The 22839-nt window shown below is 55.6% G+C and carries 19 protein-coding genes; 18 read left to right on the top strand and 1 reads right to left on the bottom strand.

Annotated features, from left to right (window positions below; all coding sequences use genetic code 11):
- Positions 1–10: 10 nt before the first annotated feature.
- Positions 11–697, bottom strand: a complete 687-nt coding sequence (locus GMET_RS10275; protein WP_004512915.1) for a CAAX prenyl protease-related protein — start codon at positions 695–697, stop codon at positions 11–13.
- Positions 698–844: 147 nt separating this feature from the next.
- Between GMET_RS10275 and GMET_RS10270 the strand changes: the two genes are divergently transcribed.
- The 18 genes from GMET_RS10270 to GMET_RS10190 all read left to right on the top strand — a co-directional run bounded on the left by GMET_RS10270 (position 845) and on the right by GMET_RS10190 (position 22834).
- On the top strand, positions 845–1879 hold the full coding sequence (locus GMET_RS10270; protein ID WP_004512916.1) for a two-component system sensor histidine kinase NtrB: 1035 nt from the start codon (positions 845–847) through the stop codon (positions 1877–1879).
- The gene (locus GMET_RS10265; protein ID WP_004512917.1) at positions 1869–3218 is read left to right on the top strand and encodes a sigma-54-dependent transcriptional regulator; all 1350 of its coding nucleotides are present in this window, start codon (positions 1869–1871) and stop codon (positions 3216–3218) included. The genes GMET_RS10270 and GMET_RS10265 overlap by 11 nt, the downstream gene beginning before the upstream one ends.
- 341 nt (positions 3219–3559) lie before the next feature.
- The gene (locus GMET_RS18370) at positions 3560–3937 is read left to right on the top strand and encodes a response regulator transcription factor (protein ID WP_011365907.1); all 378 of its coding nucleotides are present in this window, start codon (positions 3560–3562) and stop codon (positions 3935–3937) included.
- A complete protein-coding gene (prsT, locus tag GMET_RS10260) occupies positions 3906–6581 on the top strand; it encodes an XrtA/PEP-CTERM system TPR-repeat protein PrsT (protein ID WP_261974637.1) in 2676 nt (891 codons plus the stop codon). The genes GMET_RS18370 and prsT overlap by 32 nt, the downstream gene beginning before the upstream one ends.
- 16 nt (positions 6582–6597) lie before the next feature.
- Positions 6598–7962 carry a TIGR03013 family XrtA/PEP-CTERM system glycosyltransferase gene (locus GMET_RS10255; RefSeq protein ID WP_011365906.1) on the top strand — a complete coding sequence of 455 codons (1365 nt, stop codon included), beginning with the start codon at positions 6598–6600 and terminating at the stop codon, positions 7960–7962.
- Between the two features lie 9 nt (positions 7963–7971).
- Positions 7972–8820 (top strand): polysaccharide biosynthesis/export family protein, encoded by an 849-nt coding sequence (locus GMET_RS10250; protein ID WP_004512920.1) that lies wholly within the window; start codon positions 7972–7974, stop codon positions 8818–8820.
- Positions 8821–8835: 15 nt separating this feature from the next.
- Positions 8836–10392, top strand: coding sequence for an XrtA system polysaccharide chain length determinant (locus GMET_RS10245; RefSeq protein WP_004512921.1), 1557 nt, complete (start codon positions 8836–8838; stop codon positions 10390–10392).
- Between the two features lie 35 nt (positions 10393–10427).
- Positions 10428–11279 carry an XrtA-associated tyrosine autokinase gene (locus GMET_RS10240; RefSeq protein WP_004512922.1) on the top strand — a complete coding sequence of 284 codons (852 nt, stop codon included), beginning with the start codon at positions 10428–10430 and terminating at the stop codon, positions 11277–11279.
- The gene (locus GMET_RS10235) at positions 11276–12712 is read left to right on the top strand and encodes a TIGR03016 family PEP-CTERM system-associated outer membrane protein (RefSeq protein ID WP_004512923.1); all 1437 of its coding nucleotides are present in this window, start codon (positions 11276–11278) and stop codon (positions 12710–12712) included. Before GMET_RS10240 ends, GMET_RS10235 begins: the two co-directional genes overlap by 4 nt.
- A gap of 11 nt (positions 12713–12723) precedes the next feature.
- On the top strand, positions 12724–13881 hold the full coding sequence (locus tag GMET_RS10230) for an XrtA/PEP-CTERM system-associated ATPase (RefSeq protein WP_004512924.1): 1158 nt from the start codon (positions 12724–12726) through the stop codon (positions 13879–13881).
- Positions 13882–13897: 16 nt separating this feature from the next.
- The gene (locus GMET_RS10225; RefSeq protein WP_238378905.1) at positions 13898–14704 is read left to right on the top strand and encodes a methionyl-tRNA formyltransferase; all 807 of its coding nucleotides are present in this window, start codon (positions 13898–13900) and stop codon (positions 14702–14704) included.
- 25 nt (positions 14705–14729) lie between these two features.
- Positions 14730–16700 carry an asparagine synthetase B family protein gene (locus tag GMET_RS10220; protein WP_004512926.1) on the top strand — a complete coding sequence of 657 codons (1971 nt, stop codon included), beginning with the start codon at positions 14730–14732 and terminating at the stop codon, positions 16698–16700.
- A 25-nt stretch (positions 16701–16725) separates the two neighbouring features.
- Positions 16726–17535 (top strand): polysaccharide deacetylase family protein, encoded by an 810-nt coding sequence (locus GMET_RS10215; protein ID WP_238378904.1) that lies wholly within the window; start codon positions 16726–16728, stop codon positions 17533–17535.
- On the top strand, positions 17532–18515 hold the full coding sequence (locus tag GMET_RS10210) for a GNAT family N-acetyltransferase (protein ID WP_004512928.1): 984 nt from the start codon (positions 17532–17534) through the stop codon (positions 18513–18515). The genes GMET_RS10215 and GMET_RS10210 overlap by 4 nt, the downstream gene beginning before the upstream one ends.
- Positions 18516–18661: 146 nt before the next feature.
- Positions 18662–18898 carry an acyl carrier protein gene (locus GMET_RS10205; protein WP_004512929.1) on the top strand — a complete coding sequence of 79 codons (237 nt, stop codon included), beginning with the start codon at positions 18662–18664 and terminating at the stop codon, positions 18896–18898.
- Entirely contained in the window at positions 18895–20466 is a 1572-nt protein-coding gene (locus GMET_RS10200) for an acyl-CoA ligase (AMP-forming), exosortase A system-associated (protein ID WP_004512930.1), read from the top strand. Before GMET_RS10205 ends, GMET_RS10200 begins: the two co-directional genes overlap by 4 nt.
- Complete coding sequence (locus GMET_RS10195; protein ID WP_004512931.1) at positions 20466–21725, top strand: pyridoxal-dependent decarboxylase, exosortase A system-associated; 1260 nt, start codon at positions 20466–20468, stop codon at positions 21723–21725. Before GMET_RS10200 ends, GMET_RS10195 begins: the two co-directional genes overlap by 1 nt.
- Positions 21722–22834: a GNAT family N-acetyltransferase gene (locus GMET_RS10190; protein WP_011365904.1), complete on the top strand. Its 1113-nt coding sequence runs from the start codon at positions 21722–21724 to the stop codon at positions 22832–22834. Before GMET_RS10195 ends, GMET_RS10190 begins: the two co-directional genes overlap by 4 nt.
- The last annotated feature ends 5 nt before the right edge of the window (positions 22835–22839 follow it).

The raw sequence follows: 22839 nt of genomic DNA, 5'->3' as shown, positions 1-22839 counted from the left end.
GTAAGGGTGGCTACCAGAAGCGCCAGGCTCCGGACTTGAGGACAAAGATTCCCAAGAGCAGATTGGTCACGCTGTGGGCGGTAATACACGCAGCTATGCTTTTGGTTCTGCATAGAAGAGCATGGTAGATGGCGCCGGCCATCAAGCCGGCGATGATGAACTGGTGCTCAAGCCCAAACAGCAGAACCGTCCCCAGAAATGATGCCCACGAGAATGTCCCCACCGGTACCGATTCAAAATCCTGATTTATGATCATCCGTGCGATGTAGGACCTCCAGAAGATCTCCTCCATGACCGGCACTACAATGGAGGCGCCTGCCAGCCGAAATGCGATCAATACTATTCTGTGGATATCGTTGGGTATGAGGTTGGGATTGTATCCTGGAGCCGGTTTTTGGAAGGGCAAAAGCCAATCCATTTGTATCCAGAGCATGAAAACAATGATGCCTGCAAGTATAGCGGATATGGCTATGGACGGGCGTACGATTTGTTTAATACTGATTTCATGGTAATGTTTTCTGAAATAGAGCAGCAATGAGCCCACAACCATTGTCTTGAGGGGGTAGAGGTAGAGTGGGCTCTCGGGTTGGAGGGCAATGACGCCGTCTTTATCGAGCCAAGGCAATAACCCTTCGATGGCGATGAATGACATGAAAACGGCGAAGGGGAGTATATGGGCAAGAGTTCTCGTATGCATTGTGCGGTTTACTTGGGTTAATGAACTGTGGTAATTTTGAGTAACCTTAACCGCTGCTCCTAGTAAAGTCAAATAGTGTCTTTTCAAGGCGAGGCAGAGAGTGAATACTGAACAAATTCATTCTCTGTTAATCACCTAGGTAATCCAATGGTTTTTTATTCATTCGACGTAGCACCGAATCTAACTCTTTCCTCCTGTGACGAGGCTGCGGAACAAATAATCGGAACTCCTGCAGCCCTTCTCGCCGGAAAGCCTTATTATGAAGTGTTCCCGCGAGTATTGTATCAGGACCGCGATGCGGTGGCGGAGGTCGTCCAAAGCGGCATTCCTCTATTGCTGCGAGATTATTCGGTTATTTGTATTTTGGGAAGGACTTTGGCTGATATACGTTTAGAGCCCGTCCTGAATCAGGAGAGCGCTGTGGGGGCGGTTCGGGTTTCCGTGTGCGCTTCCGAAACCTGTTCAAGAGCCTTGGAGTTGAAAGGGGCCAGTACGCTTATCGATATTGGCAAGGTGTCCGCCACTCTTGCCCATGGCGTTCGAAATCCGCTCAACGCGATAAAGGGGGCAGTAGTATATCTCAAGCACCGCTATGGCTCCGATGAAACATTTGTGGAATTTGCGGACATCATCGACGAGGAGATTGCAAAGCTCGATGGATTCATAACCAAGTTCCTCAGTACGTCGCTCCTGGAGATGGAAAAATCGCGCAGCGACCTCCATGTGCTTCTTGAAAAAGTATTGAAGATTACATCGCTTCAGGCACAGGAACGCGATATCCGGTTTGTCTGCGATTACGGGGATGTTCCGTTCCTCGAGTTTGATGCTTTCCATCTGGAGAGTGCAATACTCAACATTGTCAACAATGCCATTGAGGCTATGGGGAGCGGCGGCACCATTACGTTCAGAACCCGTTTGGACACTATGGCGGACAGGAGACAGGTGACACTCGATATCTCAGATTCCGGGCCGGGGATACCTGAGGGGGCTTTCCACAATCTGCTTTTACCACCACGTGGCAACACTCGGGACAAGGGGCGGGGGTTCGGTCTTTTTATCTCTCGGGAGATCATTCAGTATCACGGTGGAAGTCTTGAAATAATAAACTCCAAGGGAAACGGTGCGACCGTGCGTCTCAGCCTTCCTGTAGAGAGTTCTCATGGAGAAACTCATGCAGGGTAAAGCGCACGGGAAGGTGCTCATTGTCGATGATGAGCCGAATGCCCTGAAGGTGCTCGCTGCAATCCTGCGGGAGGAAGGTTATTCTGTATTCAAGGCCGGCGATGCCGCCGAGGCGGAGCAAGCCTTGAGTAAAGAGGATATAGACACTGTCATTACCGACATGAAGATGCCTGGCAAGGACGGCATACAGTTGATGGATTTTATGGCGGAGCACTATCCCGATATACCGATTATTTTCCTGACGGCGTATGGTTCCGTGGATTCAGCCGTGCATGCCATCACCCGCGGAGCATTCTATTATTTCATCAAACCCCCTGATTACGTTAAGCTCAAGGGAATCCTGGCTCGGGCAGTGGAACAACGCAGCCTTAAGCGCGAACTGGAAACTCTGCGCAAGAGGGTCTCTGGCGGAACGCCGGCACGCATTGTTGGCGCCACTCCGGAAATGCTCCGTATCTTTGAAACTGTCGAGGCCGTCAAGGATTCCATGAGCAGCGTGCTCATCTGTGGCGAGACCGGAACCGGCAAGGAACTCATTGCCCGCTCCCTTCACTACGGAAGCGTGCGAAGGGATAAACCGTTCGTTGCGGTAAATTGCGCGGCCATGCCTCGCGAGCTGATTGAGTCGGAACTCTTCGGGTACGAGAAGGGGGCTTTCAGCGGGGCTTTCTCCCGTCGCATCGGCCGATTTGAAGAAGCGGCGGAAGGAACGATCTTTCTCGATGAGATCGGTGAACTGGAAATGCCGCTTCAGGCAAAATTGCTCAGAGTCCTTCAGGAAAAGGAAATAGAACGACTTGGCAGCAACAAGAAGATCAAGGTCAATTTCCGGCTAATCTCATCTACAAACAGGAATATACCCTCGGAGATAACCGCCGGGAACTTTCGGGAGGACCTCTTCTATCGGCTCAACGTGGTTCAGGTGCAGGTGCCTCCCCTTCGCGACCGCCGGGAAGACATTCCTCTCCTTGCCGCCGAACTTGTCAGGGAGTACGGCGCACGAGAAGGAAAGGTGCTCCGTTTCGACGACGAAGTAATGCAGGTCTTTCTGAACTATGACTGGCCCGGAAATATACGCCAGTTGGGCAACATTATTGAACGCGCCGTAGTTCTTGCGAAGAAGGACCGAATCACAACCAAGGAGCTTCCCGAAGAGCTGAAGCCCTATGTGGTGCGGGTTGAAAGCCGTCAGCAGGTGCGTACCCTTCGTGAACTCGAAGAGGCGGCAATACTGGCGGCATTGGAAGAGAGCGGTGGGAATAAGTCGCATGCGGCCAAAATGCTGGGAATTTCTCGAAAGGCTCTCTACAAGCGACTTGGTGAAATGGAGGTTTTTTGAGGGTGAGTTAGAAGAGTGTTTCCGATGGATACAATAACTAACGATGATAACTAACGGTTAATTACGGTTTTGTATTTAAGGTGTATCTTTTGGATACACCTTTTTTTTATTTTCTGTGCTGGAGCAAATAAGTGTTTCCAAAGGGAGCAGTGACCGTCGTTCCATTTATGATCGACCGTGTGAATTTAAACCCTGAGGGATGCTGTGCTAAATATTTGCACTTATTGCTGCAATTAATAATTGTAATAAATACAGTATGATAAAAGTATTTATGGAACGACCAATAAAGATAATTTTATAAAACGCTTCCATTAGGTATCCATATTGCTCCATTGCTGGGCATGGAACGAGAAACGATTTTAATAATTGACGAGGCCGGCTTCTCTCGGGTCTGTTCCGCAATTCTTGAGGCAGAGGGGTATCGTGCGGAAACTATCCCCCACGAAAGCCTCGAGTCGCGAACGGTGTGCAATGATGGCGTGGGGTTAGTAATAGCGAGTTACCCTTACGGATCATGTTTCTTTGAGGATATCTGCCGGTTCAGTCTCCCAATTATTGTCCTGACGGATCATATCAGCAAGGATCTCCTCTCTGCGCTCGAGGGATTTGAAAATTCCATCTGCATGATCAAACCTCTTGATTACAAAAAGTTTACATCTGTCGTACGACAAATGATGACCGGTACTTATGCTGGTCAGGGAGGATACAGCATTGTTTAACAGACGTATTGCACTGATTTGTCTTATTGTGGCGACTCTTTCCGCTTGTGGGGGGAAAACGAAGGAAGAGCTCTACGCCGAGGCAGTTAAGGAACTGGACAAGGGCAACGCCAATGGAGCGATTGTTCTTCTGAAAAATGCCGTTGAAAAAGATCAAAATTATTTCGACGCCCGTTACAAGCTTGCGAAGGCCTACATGACAGTGGGCAAATTCGAACAGGCGGAAAAAGAGTTCCAGAAAGCACTCCGGCAAAATCCGTCCAATCCGGAGATAAGGCTTGATCTGGCAAAACTCTACAATTCAATCAACAAGCCTGACGAGTCAATAGCTGAGGCCAAGGCGTATCTCTCCGCACGGGCCGGATCGGCGGATGCCCTGGAAGTGATTGGCACGAGCTACGGCCAAAAGAAGATGTTCGATGAGGCCGAGAAATACTTGAAGGAGTCTCTCCAGGCTGAACCTGCCCGTGCTTCGGCAATGCTGCAATTGGCAAAGGTTTATCTGGCGACGAAGCGGGAGCAGGAAGGGATGGGGCTCCTCAACGAGATCGTTCGGAAAGACCCTAAAAACACCAAAGCATACTATCTTGCCGCCTTCTATGAAGGATATCGCGGCAACAGTGAAAAGGCCCTTGAATACTACCAAAAGATCATGCAGGCGGATCCCGATGATGCCAATGCGGCCTTCAGGATTGGCATGATGCATATCAGCAAGGGTGAAGTGGACAAGGCTGAACGCCTTGCCGATGACCTGATCAGGAAAGCGTCCAAACGGCCGGAAGGACACCAACTTAAGGGGATTGCTCTCTATACCAGGAAAAACTACGACCAGGCAATCACCGAACTTCAAGGTGTCGTGAAAAACTATCAAAATCCCGGTGCCTACTACTATCTGGGCTTGAGTTACTATCAACGCAACGATCTTGAGAGCGCCCTGAGCCAGTTCCGCAAAGTGATTGACCTCAACCCGAAGCATCTGCAGGCCCGGCTCATGTCCGCGACGGTTCTGCTTCAGCAGAAACGCACCGATGATGCCATCACCGAGGCCAAACGAGTCATTGAGCTGGACGACAAGAATGCCTTTGCCCATAACGTCCTCGGCAGCGCCTACATTGCCAAGGGGATGACTGACGAGGCAGTCAGGGAGCTCAACCGCGCGATCGAGCTTGAGCCGAAGCTGGTCGGTGCCCACATGAAGAAGGGGATCGTTAACCTGGCGCGCGGAAAGAGGGCGGAAGGCGAGGAAGAGCTTGAAACGGCAGTGAAGGTCGCTCCCGATGTTCTCAATAGCCGGTATCTGCTGGCAAGCTACTACATGCGCCTGAACAAACAGGCCCGTGCCATCGAGGTGCTCAGGGCGGGGCTGAGGGGAGGCAAGCAGGATGCTCCTCTCTACAATACAATGGCCGCTGCCGCCTTCGCCGACAAGCGGGAGAAGGATGGCATTTTGTATCTTCAAAAGGCGCGGGAAGTCGATCAGGCATATCTCCCGGCTTCCTTCAACCTGGCATCCTATTACATCAGCAAAAAGGACAATGGGCGCGCAGCCGGCTTGTTCAACGAGATCCTGAAGCGTGATCCGGCCAACCTCAAGGCGTTGATCGGCCTCGGTGCCATCAGCGAATCGGAGGGGAAGGCGCAGGAGGCAGTCGCCTACTATACCAAGGCCAAGGCAACGAAGGACCCCGTCGGCTATCTCTCTCTTGCATCCTACTACATCAGGAAAAAGGAGGCGCCCAAAGCCCTTGCTTTAGCAAACGAGGGGTTGAAGGGGGCTCCGAACAATGCTGCGCTACTGGAGTTGAAGGGTGGACTTCTCGCAGCCGATAAAAAGTACGCGGAGGCCCTCAAAGTCTATGATGAGCTGGAAAAGGTCGCCCCGACCCGTGCGATTCCGCTGAAAATCGGAGCCTTGGTGGTAACCAAAAACATTCCCAAGGCCGTGGAGCAGGCACAGAAGGTTGTCGCAGCCAACCCCAAGTCTGCGGCCGGGCATCTTGTTATTGCGTCGATCTACGAGAGCCAGAAAGACTATGACCGTGCCATTTCGGCTGTCAGAAGCGGCATAGCAGTTGAGCCCGGCAATCTCCGGGCGTCCATGGCCTTAGGCGGGATCTACGAGAAGAAACGGGATTTTGCCAGAGCTATTGCCGCCTATGACGATATCCTCAGGAAGAATCCCAAGAATATTCCTGCCCTGTTTGCCAAAGGAGCGGCTTTCGATCAATCGGGCAAGAAAAAAGAAGCTGCCGGTATCTATCGGGCCGTACTTAAAATAGCGCCTGATTTTGTACCCGCACTTAATAACCTGGCATATCTTGCTGCCGAAGGATATGGAAACAAGTCAGAGGCGTTGTCCCTGGCCAGTCGGGCAAACAAGCTCCAACCCAATAACGCCGGGGTCATGGATACCTACGGCTATGCGCTGCTGATTAACGGCAAGAGGACCGCATCGGTCAGAGTGCTCGAAAAGGCAGTCTCTCTCCTTCCGAACAACCCCGCCGTGCACTATCACCTTGCCATGGCTTATCGTGACATGGGTGACAGGGCAAAGGCCAGCGTCAGTGTCCAGAAATCTCTTCAATATGGGGAATTCCCCGAAAGTGCCGCGGCAAGGAAACTTCTTGCCGAACTGAAGCGCTAGAAGAGGACAAGAAGCTATGAAGAAGATGGTCATCCTGCTCATAACCGGCGATATTGTCTGTACGGTCCTGGCATTGGGAATCGCCTACCTGGTCAGGTTCGGCACCATACCGGGCATGGAAAGTTTCCTGAGTCTCGCGGGAGCTGTCCAACTCGTGCTTTTGGTGCTTGCCGTCATCTTCTCCTCGTTCATGGTTGAATTCTATAATGTCGACAAGGATATGAAACTGAGGGAGCGCATCGCCCACTCAGCGATTTCCCTCAGTGTCTCCTTTCTGATTCTCTCAGCCATCTTCTATCTTGCGCCTGACTTGACCATCGGCAGGGGGCTCCTTGCCATGGCCCTGGTAATCTGGGGTTCTTTGCAGATCCTGTGGCATTTGTTCTGCCGGGTTTCTCTTTACCATCCCGGTCTTGCACGCCGTGTCCTGGTGCTCGGCACGGGGCCCCTGGCTCGGGAGATCGGCGGCCTTGTATCGGCCACCAACCACAATCATGTCTTGGCAGGTTATTTCAGTTGCCCGAACGAACCTGTCTATGTTCCTTCGCAACACATCGTCGGTAATGGTGACGGCCTTGTTTCCGCGGCCATCAGGGAGCGAACCGACAAGATCGTCGTGAGCCTCTCCGAGCGGCGAGGTTCGTTTCCCCTCAGCGAAGTGCTCAGCTGTAAGTTCAGCGGGATTGAAGTCGTTGACGCCCCGTCGTTCTACGAACAGATCACCGGCAAGCTGATGATCGAGAACATCACGCCAAGCTGGTTTATATTTTCCAACGGGTTCCGCAGGACAGGCTTCGGCAGGATCATGAAAAGAAGCACTGACCTGGTTCTTTCGCTTGTGGGGATCATCCTTGTCCTCCCGATCCTCCCATTCATAGCCCTTGGGATCAGGATCACTTCTCCCGGTCAAATTCTGTTCCGACAGGTGCGTGTCGGGCAGGGTGACCGTCCCTTTGTCCTTTACAAGTTCAGATCCATGCGTGCCGATGCCGAGAAGTCATCCGGCGCGGTCTGGGCACAGAAAGACGACCCTCGCGTCACCCGGTTCGGCAAATTCCTGCGCACCTCGCGGCTCGATGAATTGCCCCAGCTCTACAACGTCCTCAGGGGCGACATGAGCCTCGTAGGGCCGCGGCCCGAGCGTCCCGAATTCGTTGAAAAACTGAAAGAAGTCATTCCCTATTATTCCGAACGTCACTTCGTCAAGCCGGGAGTCACTGGCTGGGCCCAAGTCAAGTATCCCTATGGGGCCTCGGTGGACGACGCCATTGAAAAGCTCCGCTACGATCTTTACTACATCAAAAACATGTCGATGCTTCTCGATATCATAATCGTTCTAGAGACTATCAAAGTGGTCCTTTTCGGAAGAGGAAGCAGATAAGGGGGGGAAATGGAAAGGTTGCAAAGGATGCTGAAGTTTAGCTGTGGATTTATTGCCGTTGTCCTTGTCGTGACGATGCTTTCAGGCACGAGTGCTATGGCGTCCGAAGGCTCCGACGGGGATTACGTTGTAGGAGATGGGGATTCCCTTATGATCTCCGTCTGGGGGGAGAAGGAACTCAGCGGCACGGTTACGGTGCGGCCCGACGGCAAGATTACGCTGCCGGCCATCGGCGACGTGATCGCTTCCGGATTTACCCCCACAAAGCTCAGCGAAGACCTTGCAGAGAAGCTCGCCAAGGTGGTCAATAAGCCCATTGTTACGGTAACGGTCAATACTGTCACCAACAACAAGATCTATGTGTTCGGCGGCGGGGTTCCTTCCGGAGTGGCGGTTCTCCCCTCCCGTACAACGCTCCTTCAGTTCCTGATCCGCTATGGCAATTTCAAGGGGATCGATCTGGGGAACGCCTATCTGCTTCGCAACGGCAAGAAGATGGATGTGGATTTCCATTCCCTGCTGGTCAAGGGAGATGTCGCCAAGGACGTTCCCCTCAAGCCTGAGGATATGATCTATATCCCCGACAATGAAGCCTACAAGATTTACGTGATGGGAGCCGTGGCCAATCCGAAGTATGTCTTCTACCGTGACGGTCTCCGGATTCTCGATGCAATAATCGAGACTGGCGGGTTCACCAAGTTCGCCAAGGAGAATGATGTTCTGATCGTCCGTAAGGAAGGAACCAGCACAACGGAGATCAGCGCCAAGGTCAAGGATCTCATGAAGGAGGGAGACATGACCCAGAACGTTCACCTCAAGCCCGGCGATTTTGTCATAGTCAAGGAAAGTATTTTTTAGCCTGGAGATCAACTAATGGTATCAAAGACGGAAGAGTTGAATAAATACCTGAAAATGCTCATGAAGAGGAGGTATCTCTTTATTGTGGTATCTCTTGTGGTGATGTCTGTTATTGCCTGGGGAAGCTTTTTCCTCCCCAAGAAATATGAGGCATCGAGCACGGTATTCATCGAAAAGAGCGTCATCAAGGATCTGGTGAAGGGGATCACCTTTACCCCTTCTGTCGAGGACAAGGTTCGCATCCTGCGGTATGCCATGCTCAGCCGCACTTTCGTGACCAATGTTCTGAAATCACTTGATGCTGATACGAAGGTAAAGAACGATAAAGAGATGGAAGGTCTTGTTGAAGACTTCCAGAAAAGGACGCAAATAAGCATCAAGGGTAATGACCTTTTTATCGTCAGCATCCGGGACAAGGATCCGAAGCTCGCTACTGACTACGTCAACACGCTTGTCAGAAAGTATGTGGAGGAAAACGTCTCCAGCAAGCGGCAGGATTCCTTTGGCGCTGATCGGTTCATCTCCGAGCAGCTAAAAACCTTCAAGGACAAGCTTGACGAGTCCGAGAACAAGATCGTTGCTTTTCGTCAGAAACGGGGCGTGTCGGTGGGGATTGACGAGGCGCTTCTCGTTAATGACATTCGCCAATATCAGGGAGAACTCGACTCAATGCGGATCAAACGGAATGAGTTGACCGCAACACGGGATGCTCTCAGGCGCCAGCTCAAGAGCATCAAGCCCACCACCGTCGCTCTCTCGTCCCGGGAGAACTCGAGCGAGGTTGAGATGCTCGAGCGCAGGCTCAAACAGCTCTCTGCCAATTACACCGACAACTATCCCGAGGTAATTCGCATCAAGAGTATCATCGCATCGCTCAAGAAAAAGCAGGAGCCGGGCCATCAGGCTGATACAGGGGCGAAAGAGGAATTCAGCACGGCCAACCCCGTGTACCAGAATCTCGAGCAGCAGTTGTACCAGGTTGAGGCAGAACTTGAGGCGGTCAACGCCAAACAGCGCCAGCTCCATGCAACCATAGGCGGCAAGGAACATGAACTTCGAAACGTTCCGGCTGACCAGAAGACACTGACTGACCTCATCAAGGAGCGCGACGCCAATCGGCAGTTGTACGAGCAGCTTCTCACCCGGCAGGGACAGGCTCAACTCACGAAGGAGATGGAGGTAGAGGACAAGGCCACGACGTTCAGGGTTGTGGACCCGGCCATCGTGCCGATGAAACCGGTCAGCCCCGACCGGGTCAAGATGATCATTATGGGCATCATCATGGGATTCGTTGCCGGCGCCGCCTCAGTCTTTGTCATGGAGATGTTCGACTCCTCCGTCAAGGATGTCACCTCTCTCAAGAAGCTTGGTTTTGAGGTGCTCGCAGTAATCCCGACCATTTTCAACCAGGAAGAAGCAAGCAAGGTAGCGAAGAAAGATCGAAAGATATATCTGGTCGCGGGCTGTTACTTCGCTCTCATCTGCTTGATGCTTACCCATGAATTGCTGGGATTGACTCTGATCGAGAAGGTCCTCACCAAACTGGGGCTTGATCAGTTCATCATGAGCTGATACCGCAACGACGCAGAGAAAGGAACATAGTACCTATGAGCAGGATAGAGAGCATCCTTGAAAAAGCTGCGAAAATGCGGCAGGACAAGACCCCGGGGGAGAGCAGGGTTTTGGTGGAACAGCGGGAAGTGCCCAGGGCGGTTATCGAGCCTGAGGTGTTTCAGCCCGACACCAGGATTGCAGTGGACAACCCCTATCTGGTTACGATCAGCGAACCCCGTTCGCCGGTCACGGAAGAGTATCGCAAACTCAAGTCGATCATCCTCAAACTGACAAATTCGGGTCAGTTCAAGAACACCATCATGGTCACCAGCGCCGTAAGCGGCGAAGGGAAGACCATCACCTCCATCAACCTGGCGGTGGCCCTGGCCCAGGAGTTCGACCACACGGTGCTTCTGGTCGATGCCGACCTGCGCCGTCCCGGCACCAGCAGCTATCTCGGCATCAGGGCCGAAGTGGGCCTGAGCGACTGTCTGTACGGCAAGGTCGATGTAAAAGACGCCCTGGTTAAAACGGGAATAGGGAAGCTCGTGGTACTCCCCGCCGGCAGCAGGGTGGAGAACCCGGTGGAACTTCTCTCTTCCGGTCGGATGCAAAGCTTCATTGCCGAAATAAAGAACCGCTACCCCGACCGATATATCATCATCGACACGCCGCCGCTCCTTTCCTTTGCGGAAACCTACTCCCTGGCCAATATGGTCGACGGGGTCGTGTTCGTGGTGAAAGAGGGGGGCGCCACCATGAGCAACGTCAAGGACGCCCTCGGTCATCTCAAGAAGGAAAAGGTCTACGGCGTTGTCTATAACAACGTCGGCATCAACCGGTTCGACGAGAACTACCGGTACCGCAATTACTACGCATACTACAAGGATAATGGTGCCCAATGAGAAAAGTGGTCATGGGTGGAATGCTTATGTCATGTTGCGTGGCAGCCACTGCCCACGCGGAGTTCAAGTTGACGCCGAGCCTGATTATCCGCGAGGAGTACAACGACAACATTGATCTGACGAACGAAAACCGTCGCGACGACTTCATCACGACTATCGTACCGTCGCTCAATGCGCTGATCGATACCAATCTCTTGAAGCTGAACCTGGATTACGGGCTTTACTTCAAGCTCTTCGCGAAGCACTCGGAAAAGGACGATACATCCCTGGCCAGGACCCAGCGGATACGCCTCGATTCGACCTTCAACCCCATACGGGACATCCTGTTCCTCAAGATGAGCGACGTGTACGCCCGGGTACCCATCGACGACCGCCGGCAGGTGGGGGTGGGCAATGATTTCGTCAACACTACCGACTCCAACATCTTCATCGCGAATCCGTACCTTGTCTACCCCATAACCAGCAGTATCAGTCTCACTGCGGGGTATACCTACAAGAATACCTGGTACGATGACCCGCAAGGTCAGAGCGCCCAAGACCACACCGTTACGGGGAGGCTCACCAAGTCCTTCGGAGAGAGATTGTCGATTTATGGGGAATATGACTTCCGCACCCATCTGCCGAAGGAGAATATTAATATTTCTATTACGCAATTCCGCACTGTGACAGGTGCTATAAGAGTTGGTGATACATACATAATAACAAGTTCGATACCCTCGGGTGAGTCTTTACAAGAAACCGGCTGGAACGGCTATGATACACATACCGGGACGATTGGAGCAATGCTCCAGATCACACCGAAACTGACCTTGAATGGCTCTGTCGGCAAGGTTTACTATCGATACAAGTCGGGAACACTGACGGGGCGTACTCAGTATTTCATTGGTGCCACCACGGTTGCCGAGGGCCCGCCGGTGTCTCAAGAATACCGCCTTCCTGACACCGATTCCCTCATCTGGAACGCCCAGGCGAACTACCTCCTCTCCGACCGCCTTTCCCTGGAGGCGCACTATTCCCGTGATTTTACCGATTCGGTGAATCAAGGTGCGTATAAGAGGGATACGTACGGTGGTTCGATAAAATATAACCATACAATCGAGACCACCCTGGGTGGTTTCCACACAAAGAGCAGCTATGAGACTGTAAATCGCGAGGATACCTCCACCGGAGCGACCATGACCGCCCGGATTCCCCTGGGAGCGAATCTGGCGGCAAACCTCCTCGGCAACTACACGCACTACAAGTTTTCCCCCGACAACGTGACACCCATCACCGAGAAGACCAACCGCTACAGTGCCCAGGCGGGCCTTGACTATACCTTCAGAATCATGACGATGGGCCTTGGCTACACGTGGAACTTCAACGACTCCAACGTGGAGGCGCACGATTACTTCAACAACATCGTCTGGTTGCAGGCCAAACTAACCTACTGAAAGCGCTCACCATGTACGAAGAATTTTTCGGTTTCACCACAAAGCCCTTTGAGCTGGTTCCCGATCCCGAGTTCCTCTATCTCAGCCGGGTCCACAAGAAGGCCATTACGTACCTTGAGTACGGCATCAGGGAGCGCAACGGCTTTCTGCTGATCACCGGCGAGATCGGCTCGGGGAAGACCACGATCATTCGCAACATCCTCAAGAGCCTCGACGAGCAGGTGACCCTTTCGAAGATCTTCAACACCAAGGTCACGTCGGAACAGCTCCTGGCCATGATCAACGACGATTTCGGCCTCGACGTGGCCGGCAAGGACAAGATCGCCCTCCTGCGCCAGCTCAACGAATTCCTGGTGGATGAATTCGTGGCGGGCCGCCAGCCGGTGATCCTCATCGACGAGGCCCAGAATCTCGATATCGACCTTCTCGAAGAAGTGCGCCTTCTTTCGAACCTGGAGACCGACAAGTCCAAGCTGGTCCAGATCATCCTCGTGGGACAGCCCGAACTGCGGCGCACCCTTGCAAACGACAGGCTCCGGCAGCTGCGTCAGCGCATCTGCATCAGCTGCCACATCGATCATCTCTCCAAGGCGGAGGTGGAGGAATACATCTTCCACCGCCTGGAAAAGGCGGGCAACCGGACGGCAGTGGAATTCGGCGAGGGTGCCATTGATCTCATCTATCTCTTCAGCCGGGGAGTGCCGCGGCTCATCAACATCATCTGCGATTTCCTGCTCCTGTCGGCCTTTGTCGAAGAGAAGAAGGTCATCTGCACCGATCTCGTGAAGGAGGTCATCGGCGAGATCGAATCGGAGAGCAAGTTCTGGGGCGATGAGAGCGTCGACGAGAAACCCCGGATGACCGCCGCCAACGGCAAAGCCCTCGAAGAGATGTCCGCAAAAGTAACTCGGCTGGAGGCCACCGTCGGTGATGGCGGCGTTGCTTCTTCGGAACTTGCGAACCTTTCGGAGCAGATCATGATGCTCGAGAAGATTCTCAACGGTACCGTGCTGGCCCTTCAGTCGCGGATAGACAGCACCGATGCAAACATCAGCGAGATGCGCCTCGACATGGAAGAGCTCTTCAAACTCATCAAGATGGTTGATAAAGGCGGCAAACAGCTTCCCGATCCTCCCAAAAAGGGCTTCTGGAACTGGATGACCAACTGACGGAATAACGATGCCCATGAGCGACACGAAAAGCAAAAAACTGAACGTCCTGTTCATCACCCAGGACGACCCTTTCTACGTCAGGCTCTTCTTCGAGGAGTTTTTCAAGTCTTTCAACGATCTTGCGTCCATCAAGGGGGTCGTAATCGCCGCTGCCATGGGGAAGAAGGGCCCTGTGCAGCTGGCCCGGCAGATGTACGACTTCTACGGCCCCCTGGATTTCGTTCGGGTCGGCACCCGCTATGCGTCTTACAAGGTGAAGGCCAGGATACCGGCCCTGGCCGGGGGGAACTTCTACAGCGTTGGCCAACTCTGTGCCCACCATGGAATGCCGGTCTTCAGTACCAACCGGGTCAACTCCCCTGAATTCCTCGCGTCGCTCCGGGAGATGGACCTGGACCTCATCGCCTCCGTTGCCGCCCCGGTCATCTTCAAGAAGGAACTGGTGGAACTGCCTCGGCTTGGCTGCATCAACATCCATAACGGCGCGCTTCCCCGCTACCGGGGCATGCTCCCCAATTTCTGGCAGATGTACCACAACGAGCGGCAGGTGGGGATCACGATCCACGAGATGAACGAGAAGCTTGACGACGGGCGTATCCTCCGCCAGGAGATGGTCGATATCCTCCCCGGCGAGACCCTCGACTCCCTCATCCGGCGGACCAAGATCCTGGGCGCCCACGTCATGGCCCGGGCCATCGCCTCGCTGCGGGACGGCACCGCCACGTACCGCGAGAATCCTGCGTCCGAGGGGTCCTATTTTTCCTTTCCGACCAAAGACCACGTGCGGGAATTCAAACAGAACGGCAAGAGGCTGATCTGAGCGCGGCCATGAAGGATCATCACCAATGAGCCAGGGAATTTTCGGGATAATCGATTTCAGGAACGCCATTGCCGACAGGGATGTGCTGGGTAATGCCATGGCGGCCTACCTGAAGATGAGTGGCAGTGGTGAGTTCTCCGTCTCCACGGGGCTCGGCCATCTCATCGGCATGCGGCGGAGCGCCGCCGACTCCCCGAGCCGCCAGACCCGCATAGAGCACGATCCCGACGCCGGTCTTGCGGCGGTTATCCACGGCGAGGTCAACAACTACCGGGAGCTCCTCTCGCAGCATCCACCCTCGGGGCGTCCCTGCTGCGGCGACCTTGACCTCGTCCTGCGCATGTACCGGCGCAGCGGCGCCTCCTTCGCCCGCTCCATCAACGGCCTCTTCACCATCGGCATCCTCGACGAACGGGAAAAGACCTTCCGCCTCATGAACGACCGCTTCGGCCTCGCCCACCAGCTCTACTGGACCGTGGCCGACGGACGGCTTATCTTCGCCACCCATCTCAAAACCCTCCTGGCCTGTCCGGGGGTAAGGCGGGAACTGGACCACGAAGGCCTCAACCTGTTCCTGAAATACGCCTACATCACCTCTCCCTGGTCGATCCTCAAAGGGATCAACAAGCTGCCGCCGGGGCACATGCTCACTTTCCGTGATGGCAAAGCGGAGGTTGCCCCCTACTGGCAGTTTGATGCCGTGACCCGCCCAGGCATGACCATGGAAGAAGCGATTCCCGCCTACCGTGATCTACTGCGCGGTGCAATCGCCAGGCGCATGGGGAGCGACGGCAGCACCGGCGTCATGTTGAGCGGCGGGCTCGATTCCAGCGCCAACGCGGCCCTGGCTGCCTCCTGCTCCAGTACGCCGGTCAAGACCTTCGCCATCGGCTTTGAAGACCCCCGTTTCGACGAGCGCCCCTTCGCCCGGATCGTGGCAAAGCACTTCGGCACCGATCACCATGAGTACACCATCACCGGTCGCGAGATCGACGATCTCCCTTCCCTGGTGTGGCACCTGGAAGAGCCCTATTTCGAGTTCGGCCTCTTCCTCACCTACATGGGGCTCAAATCGGCCAGCGGCCACGTCCAGGCGGTCATCGGCGGCGAAGGGGCCGACCAGATGTACGGCACCGGCGGTTTCGCCGGCGGCCGACCTGCTGCCGTCCACTACCTGTTCCGCAAGAGCGGCATGATCGGTCCGGCCCGCACCGTCTCAAGCTTGCTCCGGGGTCCCCTGTTCTATGATCGCGACAACCTCGGCTTCCAGTTGCGGCTCTTCTGGAATCGGGCAGCAGATCTGAACGACTGGTACTTCTACGGTTACGACGGCCACGAACTGAGCCAACTTTACAGAAACGGCAACCTGGCCCGGGTGCCGCGTATCTTCGGCGAGCCCGCGGGCAGCCCGGAATCCTTTGCCCAGGTTTACCTGGAAACCCAGATCGAGCAGGACATGCGGCACTACGTCAACGAGAATGTCATGGTCAAGTCCGGCCGCATGGCCGACATGCTTGGCCTGGTGCTCCGTGAGTCGTTCCTGGACGCCGATGTGGCCGACTTCCTGGTGTCTCTCCCCATGCCCGTCAAACGGGGCGGGGGGCTTGTGGACCACCTCCGGGGGAGATTCAAGAGCAAGCTCCTGCACCGCAAGGCCATGGAGGGGATCCTCCCCCCGGAAATCATGTCCAAGCCCAAGCAGGGGGGATTCGTGCCGGTCATGATCTTCCTCAACGACCCGGCCCTGAGGAAACGGATCTACGAGAAGCTGCTCCGGTCCGAAGTCATGGGAGAGTATTTCCGCACCGATTATCTCCGTACCCTGTTCGAGAAATACGAGTCGTTCCAGCAGGGGGCGGTCGGCTGGCCCAACTTCCTCAACTCGAAGGCGAACCGGATCCTGTTCCTGCTCACCTTCGACATCTGGCATCACTGCTACCTGGCCAACGATCCCCTCGGCGTCACGCCGCCGAGCCTGAACGAGTATCTGGGGTAGGGCGACGATGGACACGATTCCGGCAATGACAGCCCCGGTCCTCATGTACCATGAGGTAACCGCCACCAGCGAGCAGGACAAGGCGGTGCGAAAGACCAACCCAGCCTACTGCGTGACGGCCGATGCGTTCCGCAGTCAGATGGAGCAACTGACTGCCGGCGGTTTTCGGTCCCTCTCCCTGGATGATCTCCTGACTGGAAACGGCGAGCGGAACGGGGTCGTCATCACCTTCGACGACGGGTGGGACAACAACCACAGCGCTGCCTGGCCCATTCTCACAGGACTGGGGCTCACCGCCACCATCTTCGTGGTTTCCTGCTTCATGGGGCAACCCGGCTACATGACGTGGGAGCAGGTTCGGGAGTTGGCCGATGCCGGCATTTCGATCCAGTCCCATACGGTCAGTCACCGCCCCCTGGGGCTTCTCACCGACGGGGAGATCCGGGCCGAGCTGGAGGATTCGAAAAAGGCCATTGAGGACCGGATCGGCCGTGCCGTGAACCACATCAGCATGCCCCAGGGGGTCTTCGACCGCCGCGTCATAGAGATGGCCGCTCAGGCCGGCTACCGCTCCGTAAGCACCTCAGAGCCGGTGATCCGGCACAGGGGGGGAACCCCGGCAGTGCTGGGGAGGATCAACGTTTCGGGGTCCTATGACCTCGCCACCTTCGGCCGGATCGTGGCGGGAGACCGGTCGGTGCTCCTCCCCATGATCATCAACAAGAAGGCCAAGAACTTCGTCAAGAGCCTGGTGGGGTACGGCACTTACCGCAAGCTCTACCGGTTCTGCTACCGCATCGACGATTCCGGAACAGGGAATATCAGCAATCCATGAAACGTACGCTTGACTATACCTTCACGACCAATTACGCGGATCACCGCCAGAACATCCACTCCTTCTGGGAGCGGATCAACGGCCACCGCAACGAGCGCTTCTTCGACTCCTTCTATGCAGGCAACCCTGCAGGAGAGTCGTACCTGGGGCTCTGCTACGACGGCGAACGCCTCGTGGGGCAGGAGAACTACATCCCCCAGGATGTGGCATGTGCAGGTACCCTCTACCGCAGTGCCATGGGGGTCAATACCCTGGTGGACCCCGATTACCGGCTCTTTCACGGAGTGTTCGGCAAGCTCTGCCGTCTCACCACCGATGAGCTTGAGCAAAAAGTCGATCTCCTCTTTGCCTATGCCAACGAGGAGTCCAAGAAGTATTACCTGAAGTACTTCAACTGGAAGATCACCGCCAAGGTGGGGGTGTACAAGAAGATCACCAATGCCTCGGGGCTCAATGCCGAAAGCGTGCTTTCTTTTGTCAAACCCGGCAGACGCCATGCCGACCTGAGTCTTAACCTGGTGTCCCGTTTCTCCCCCGAGCAGCTCGACCCGGTGCTCGAACGGTATCGCCGCGCGTCGAAGCACGCCTACTTCCATAAGACCGCCGCGTTCCTCAACTGGAAGTTCCTCGGTAACCTCCACTACCAGACCACCGGCTATCAGATCATGGCAGGCGACCGGGTTTGCGGCTACTGCGTCACGTACGATACCGGCAGCGAGCGGAAGATCCTCGACATCATTGTGGAGGGGGACGACCCGGAACTTTTCCGCAAGGCCATATCGCACCTCGCGCGGTTGGCCAGCGAGCAGGGGATTCAGCGGCTCGTGATCTATGCCACGCCCGACGCCTGGTATGAGCCACTTCTGCGGAAGATGGTGTTTCTCAAGCGGTGGGATATCGATTTTCTTACCCACGCATTCACGGACAACCTGCCCGATAAAGGGTGGGTGGTCCATTGCGGTGATTTTGATATGTTTTAGAAAGTTTCCCCTCTCCCTGAGGGAGAGGGGTAGGGGTGAGGGGGCACGGTGGCCAGAGTTTCCCTCACCCGCCCTTCGGGCACCCTCTCCCTGGGGGAGAGGGTTGATAGACAAAAGTAGTCATTCCAAAACCAGAGGTACTGAGCATGACCATCGAAACCCAACTCATCACCTATTTCAAAGACACCCTCGATGCCGACGTGACTCCGGGCACCCCCCTCATCGAACAGGGGATCATCGACTCCATGGGGGTCATGGAGCTCATCACCTTCATTCAGCAGACCTTTGACGTCGAATTCGACGTTGATGACATGACCGTCGAAAAGCTTGGCACCGTAACGGCCATTTCGAGCCTGATCACATCCAAGAGGGGGGAAGCATGAGTCTGAGACCGTATCTGCTAGGCCATCTGCTGGAAGACACCGCCGCGCGGTTGCCCGATAAGGTTGCTGTCAAGCACCACGACCGGACCATCACCTATGCCCAACTGCACGAGGAAGCGCTCAAGATGAAGGGGCTTATCCGCGGGCTCGGCATCAAGCGGGGCGAGCGGGTCGGCATCTACCTCGACAAGTCCATCGAGCAGCTCACCGCCATGTTCGGCGCCACCCTGGCCGGGGCGGTCTTTGTCTTCATCAACCCCATCCTCAAGAAAGAGCAGATCGAATACATCGTCAACGATTGCCAGATCCAGCTCATGATCACCACCAGCGAGCTGTTCCGCAAGAACCACCTGGCCGCGCCCGGAAAGCTCATCCATGTGGACGAGCCGGAGCACGACCGGGAAGGGCACCCCTGCTGGCCCAAGCTCAAGGCAACGCTCCCGGCTGATTACACCCCCGTTCCCGGCTTCTCCCCGGACATCGCCTGCCTCATCTACACCTCCGGTTCCACCGGCATGCCCAAGGGGGTGGTGGTGCCCCACAGCACCGTGGTGGACGGGGCCGAGATCGTCAGCACCTACCTGGAGATCACCGAGAAGGACCGGATTATCAGCGTCCTTCCCTTCAACTTCGACTACGGCCTCAACCAGGCCACCACCGCCGTCCTCCACGGCGCGACCCTGGTGCTGCACCAGTTCGTCATGGTCAAGGATCTCCTGGACCTCCTCGTCAAGGAAGAGATCACCGGCTTTGCCGGCATGCCCCCTATCTGGGCCAAGCTCTTCAACGACAAGATCAAGCTCACCTACAACTCCGACTTCCCCCACCTGCGCTACCTCACCAACAGCGGCGGCAAGGTGCCCCGGATCATGGTCTCCCGCATCCGCGAGTTTTTCTCCAACTCCCGGCTCTTCCTCATGTACGGGCTCACCGAAGCATTCCGCTCCACCTTCCTTCCCCCCGAGGAGCTTGACCGCCGGCCCGACTCCATTGGCAAGGGGATTCCCAACGTGGAGATCCTGGTGGTGAACGCCAAGGGCGAAGAGTGTGCCCCGGGCGAAGAGGGGGAGCTGGTCCACCGTGGCGCCCTCATCACCCACGGCTACTGGAACGACCCGGAAAAGACCAAGGTGATCTTCCGGAAGAATCCCCGTTTCCACGATCAGCCCCACCTGCACGAGACCGTGGTCTACTCCGGCGACATCGTGAAGAAGGACGAGGACGGCTTCCTCTACTACGTCTCCCGCCGCGACGAGATGATCAAGACCTCCGGCTACCGGGTGAGCCCCACCGAGGTTGAAGAGGTGCTCATCGGCTTGCCTGGCGTGAGCAACGTGGTTGTCTTCGGCAAGGAAGTGGAGTCGGGCGACCAGATCATCGTGGCGGTCATGGAGACTGACCACGAGGAGGAACACAAGAAGGAGCTGCTCAAGGAGTGCCGCAAGCGGCTCCCCACCTACATGGTCCCCCAGGAGATTCACTTCGAGAAGGCGTTCAGGAAAACCGCCAACGGCAAGATTGACCGCTCGGGGATCAAGAAAGAGTGGCTGGCGGCAGGGAAGAATTGATGATCCTGACGGAACAAAACGGCAAAACCTGCCTGCGGAATATCTGCTTCGAGGAGCTTGCCGCGCGCTATGGCACCCCCTTCTACCTCTACGACCTGGACAAGGTGAAGGAGAAGTGCGCTGCCGTCCGCAAGGCCTTCGGCGACAGCCTCGAACTCCTCTACGCCGTCAAGGCCAACCCGAACCGGGAACTCCTGGCAGCCATGCGGGGCGAAGTGGACGGCCTCGACATTGCCTCGGCCGGCGAGCTGGAGCGCGCCCTGGAGACCGGCTATGACGCGGGGTGCATCAGCTTCGCCGGTCCGGGCAAAACCCGCGACGAGCTGCGCCGCTCCCTGGAGGCCGGGGTTGGCTGCATCAGCGTCGAATCGCTGCGCGAGCTTAATGACCTGCGCGATCTGGTTCGGGCCGGTTCGCATCGGGCTTACATTTTGGTGCGGGTCAACCCCCAGCTCCTCATTAGGGACTTCGCGGTGAAGATGGGTGGTAAGGCTTCCCAGTTCGGTATCGACGAGGAAGAACTGCCATCGGCCCTGGACTTCATCAAGGCCAATGCCGATGCGTTTGACTTCAAGGGAATCCACATCTACGCCGGCACCCAGTGCCTGAACGAGGAAGCCCTGGCACAGAATCTCGCCAACACCCTGGCCATAGCGGCCCGGATTACCACCGACTACGGCATGGAGTGCCGGGTCATCAACATCGGCGGTGGGCTCGGGGTCTCCTACTACGAAGAGCATCCGGGGCTCGATCTGGACAAGCTGGCCCTCCTTTTCAGGGCCGAGTTCGACCGGTACCGCGAGGCCACGGGGACAAAACCCCGCATCCTCCTGGAGCTGGGACGGTTCCTGGTTGCCGAGGCCGGAATCTACGTAACTCGGGTGGTGAGTGAAAAGCTGTCGCGGGGCGAGCAGTTCTATGTTCTCGACGGGGGGATGAACCACCACCTGTCGGCATCGGGCAATCTCGGCATGACCATTAGGAAGAACTACTTGGTCCGCAACCTTTCGCGGCCCGGTGCGGAACGGATAATCTGCACCCTTGTCGGTCCCCTCTGCACCCCCCTTGATCTGATGGGGAAGGGGGTGACGGTGGAGGTGCCGGAGGTGGGGGATCTGGTCGGGTTCCTGAATTCGGGGAGCTATGGGTACAGTGCGAGTCCGCTGCTCTTTTTGGGGCATGGGGAGCCGTGCGAGCTTTTGGTTGAGGGGAAGGACGTGCGTCCCTGCCGATTGATGGGGGAAATGGGGAGTCGATGAACCGTGGTTGTTTTGACATAGCCGTCATAACTGATCGGGAGGCTTTTCAGGCAATCCTAGACGAGTGGAATCAGCTTGCCGATATCAACGGCTATTACACCCCCTGGTTCTGCTGGGAGTGGTTCGATCTTTGCCTCCGCCACGGTGAGACACGTGCGCTTCATATCCTCATGGTGAGGAGTGGCGGCAGTCTGGTGGCGGTGGCTCCGTTCACGGTCCGCTCTGAGCGTTACAAAGGGGTTGTCCCGGCCCGCATTCTCTCGTCCATCGGCGGCAACCGATCGCCCCTGAAAGGGATCGTATTCGGGGACGCAGACGAAAATATGCAGCGAGAGGTTACCACATTGGTGTTGGAGTACCTCCGCACGACCTTCAAAAACTGGGATATTCTTGAGCTTGAACCGGTAGCCGGATCCAATGATGGCAACAGCATTGAGACTCTCATTGAGCGCCAGGGGCTCTCGTTCCGCTCCTACATCAGTTGCGCCAACCGCTACTGCGATGTGGCGGATGCCTCCTTTGACGGCTTCTTCGAGAGGCTGCCCCAGAGCACCCGCAAGGATATCAATTACTGCCGTCGCCGTCTGGAAAAGAACGGCTCCCTTGTTTTTCAGATCATAACGGACGCTGCTTCGCTTGATCAGTGCCTCGATGTGTACGACGCCGTTCGGGCAAAGAGTTGGAAAGCTGCCGAGAAGGATCGGGAATTCAACCGTGAACTCATGCATGTAGCAGCGGGCAAGGGGTGGCTCAGGCTTGGGATTCTTTCCTATGACGGGACTCCTATTGCTGTCCAGAAGTGGATCGTTGCGAATGGCAGAGCCTATATTTATGACGTTCTCTATGATGAGGAGTACAAGAAGCACAGCCCTGGCAAGATTCTGACCTCTATGATGTTTCAGCATGCAATCGACAACGAGCGGGTCGCGTATGTGGATTACCTGAGGGGGGATGAACCGTACAAGGAAGAATGGACCCCGTCGCTCAGAAACAGAATCGGCATAGAAGCTTACAATAAATCAGTGCTTGGATGCACAGCCTCTATTCTTATGAAGAAGATTCTGCCACTGGTGAAGAAAAATACCGATTCCACAAACGCTCATAAATAGGACTG

It is taken from the genome of Geobacter metallireducens GS-15 (assembly GCF_000012925.1).
Classification (GTDB): Bacteria; Desulfobacterota; Desulfuromonadia; order Geobacterales; family Geobacteraceae; genus Geobacter; species Geobacter metallireducens.
This window is presented reverse-complemented; position numbering and strand designations above follow the sequence as displayed.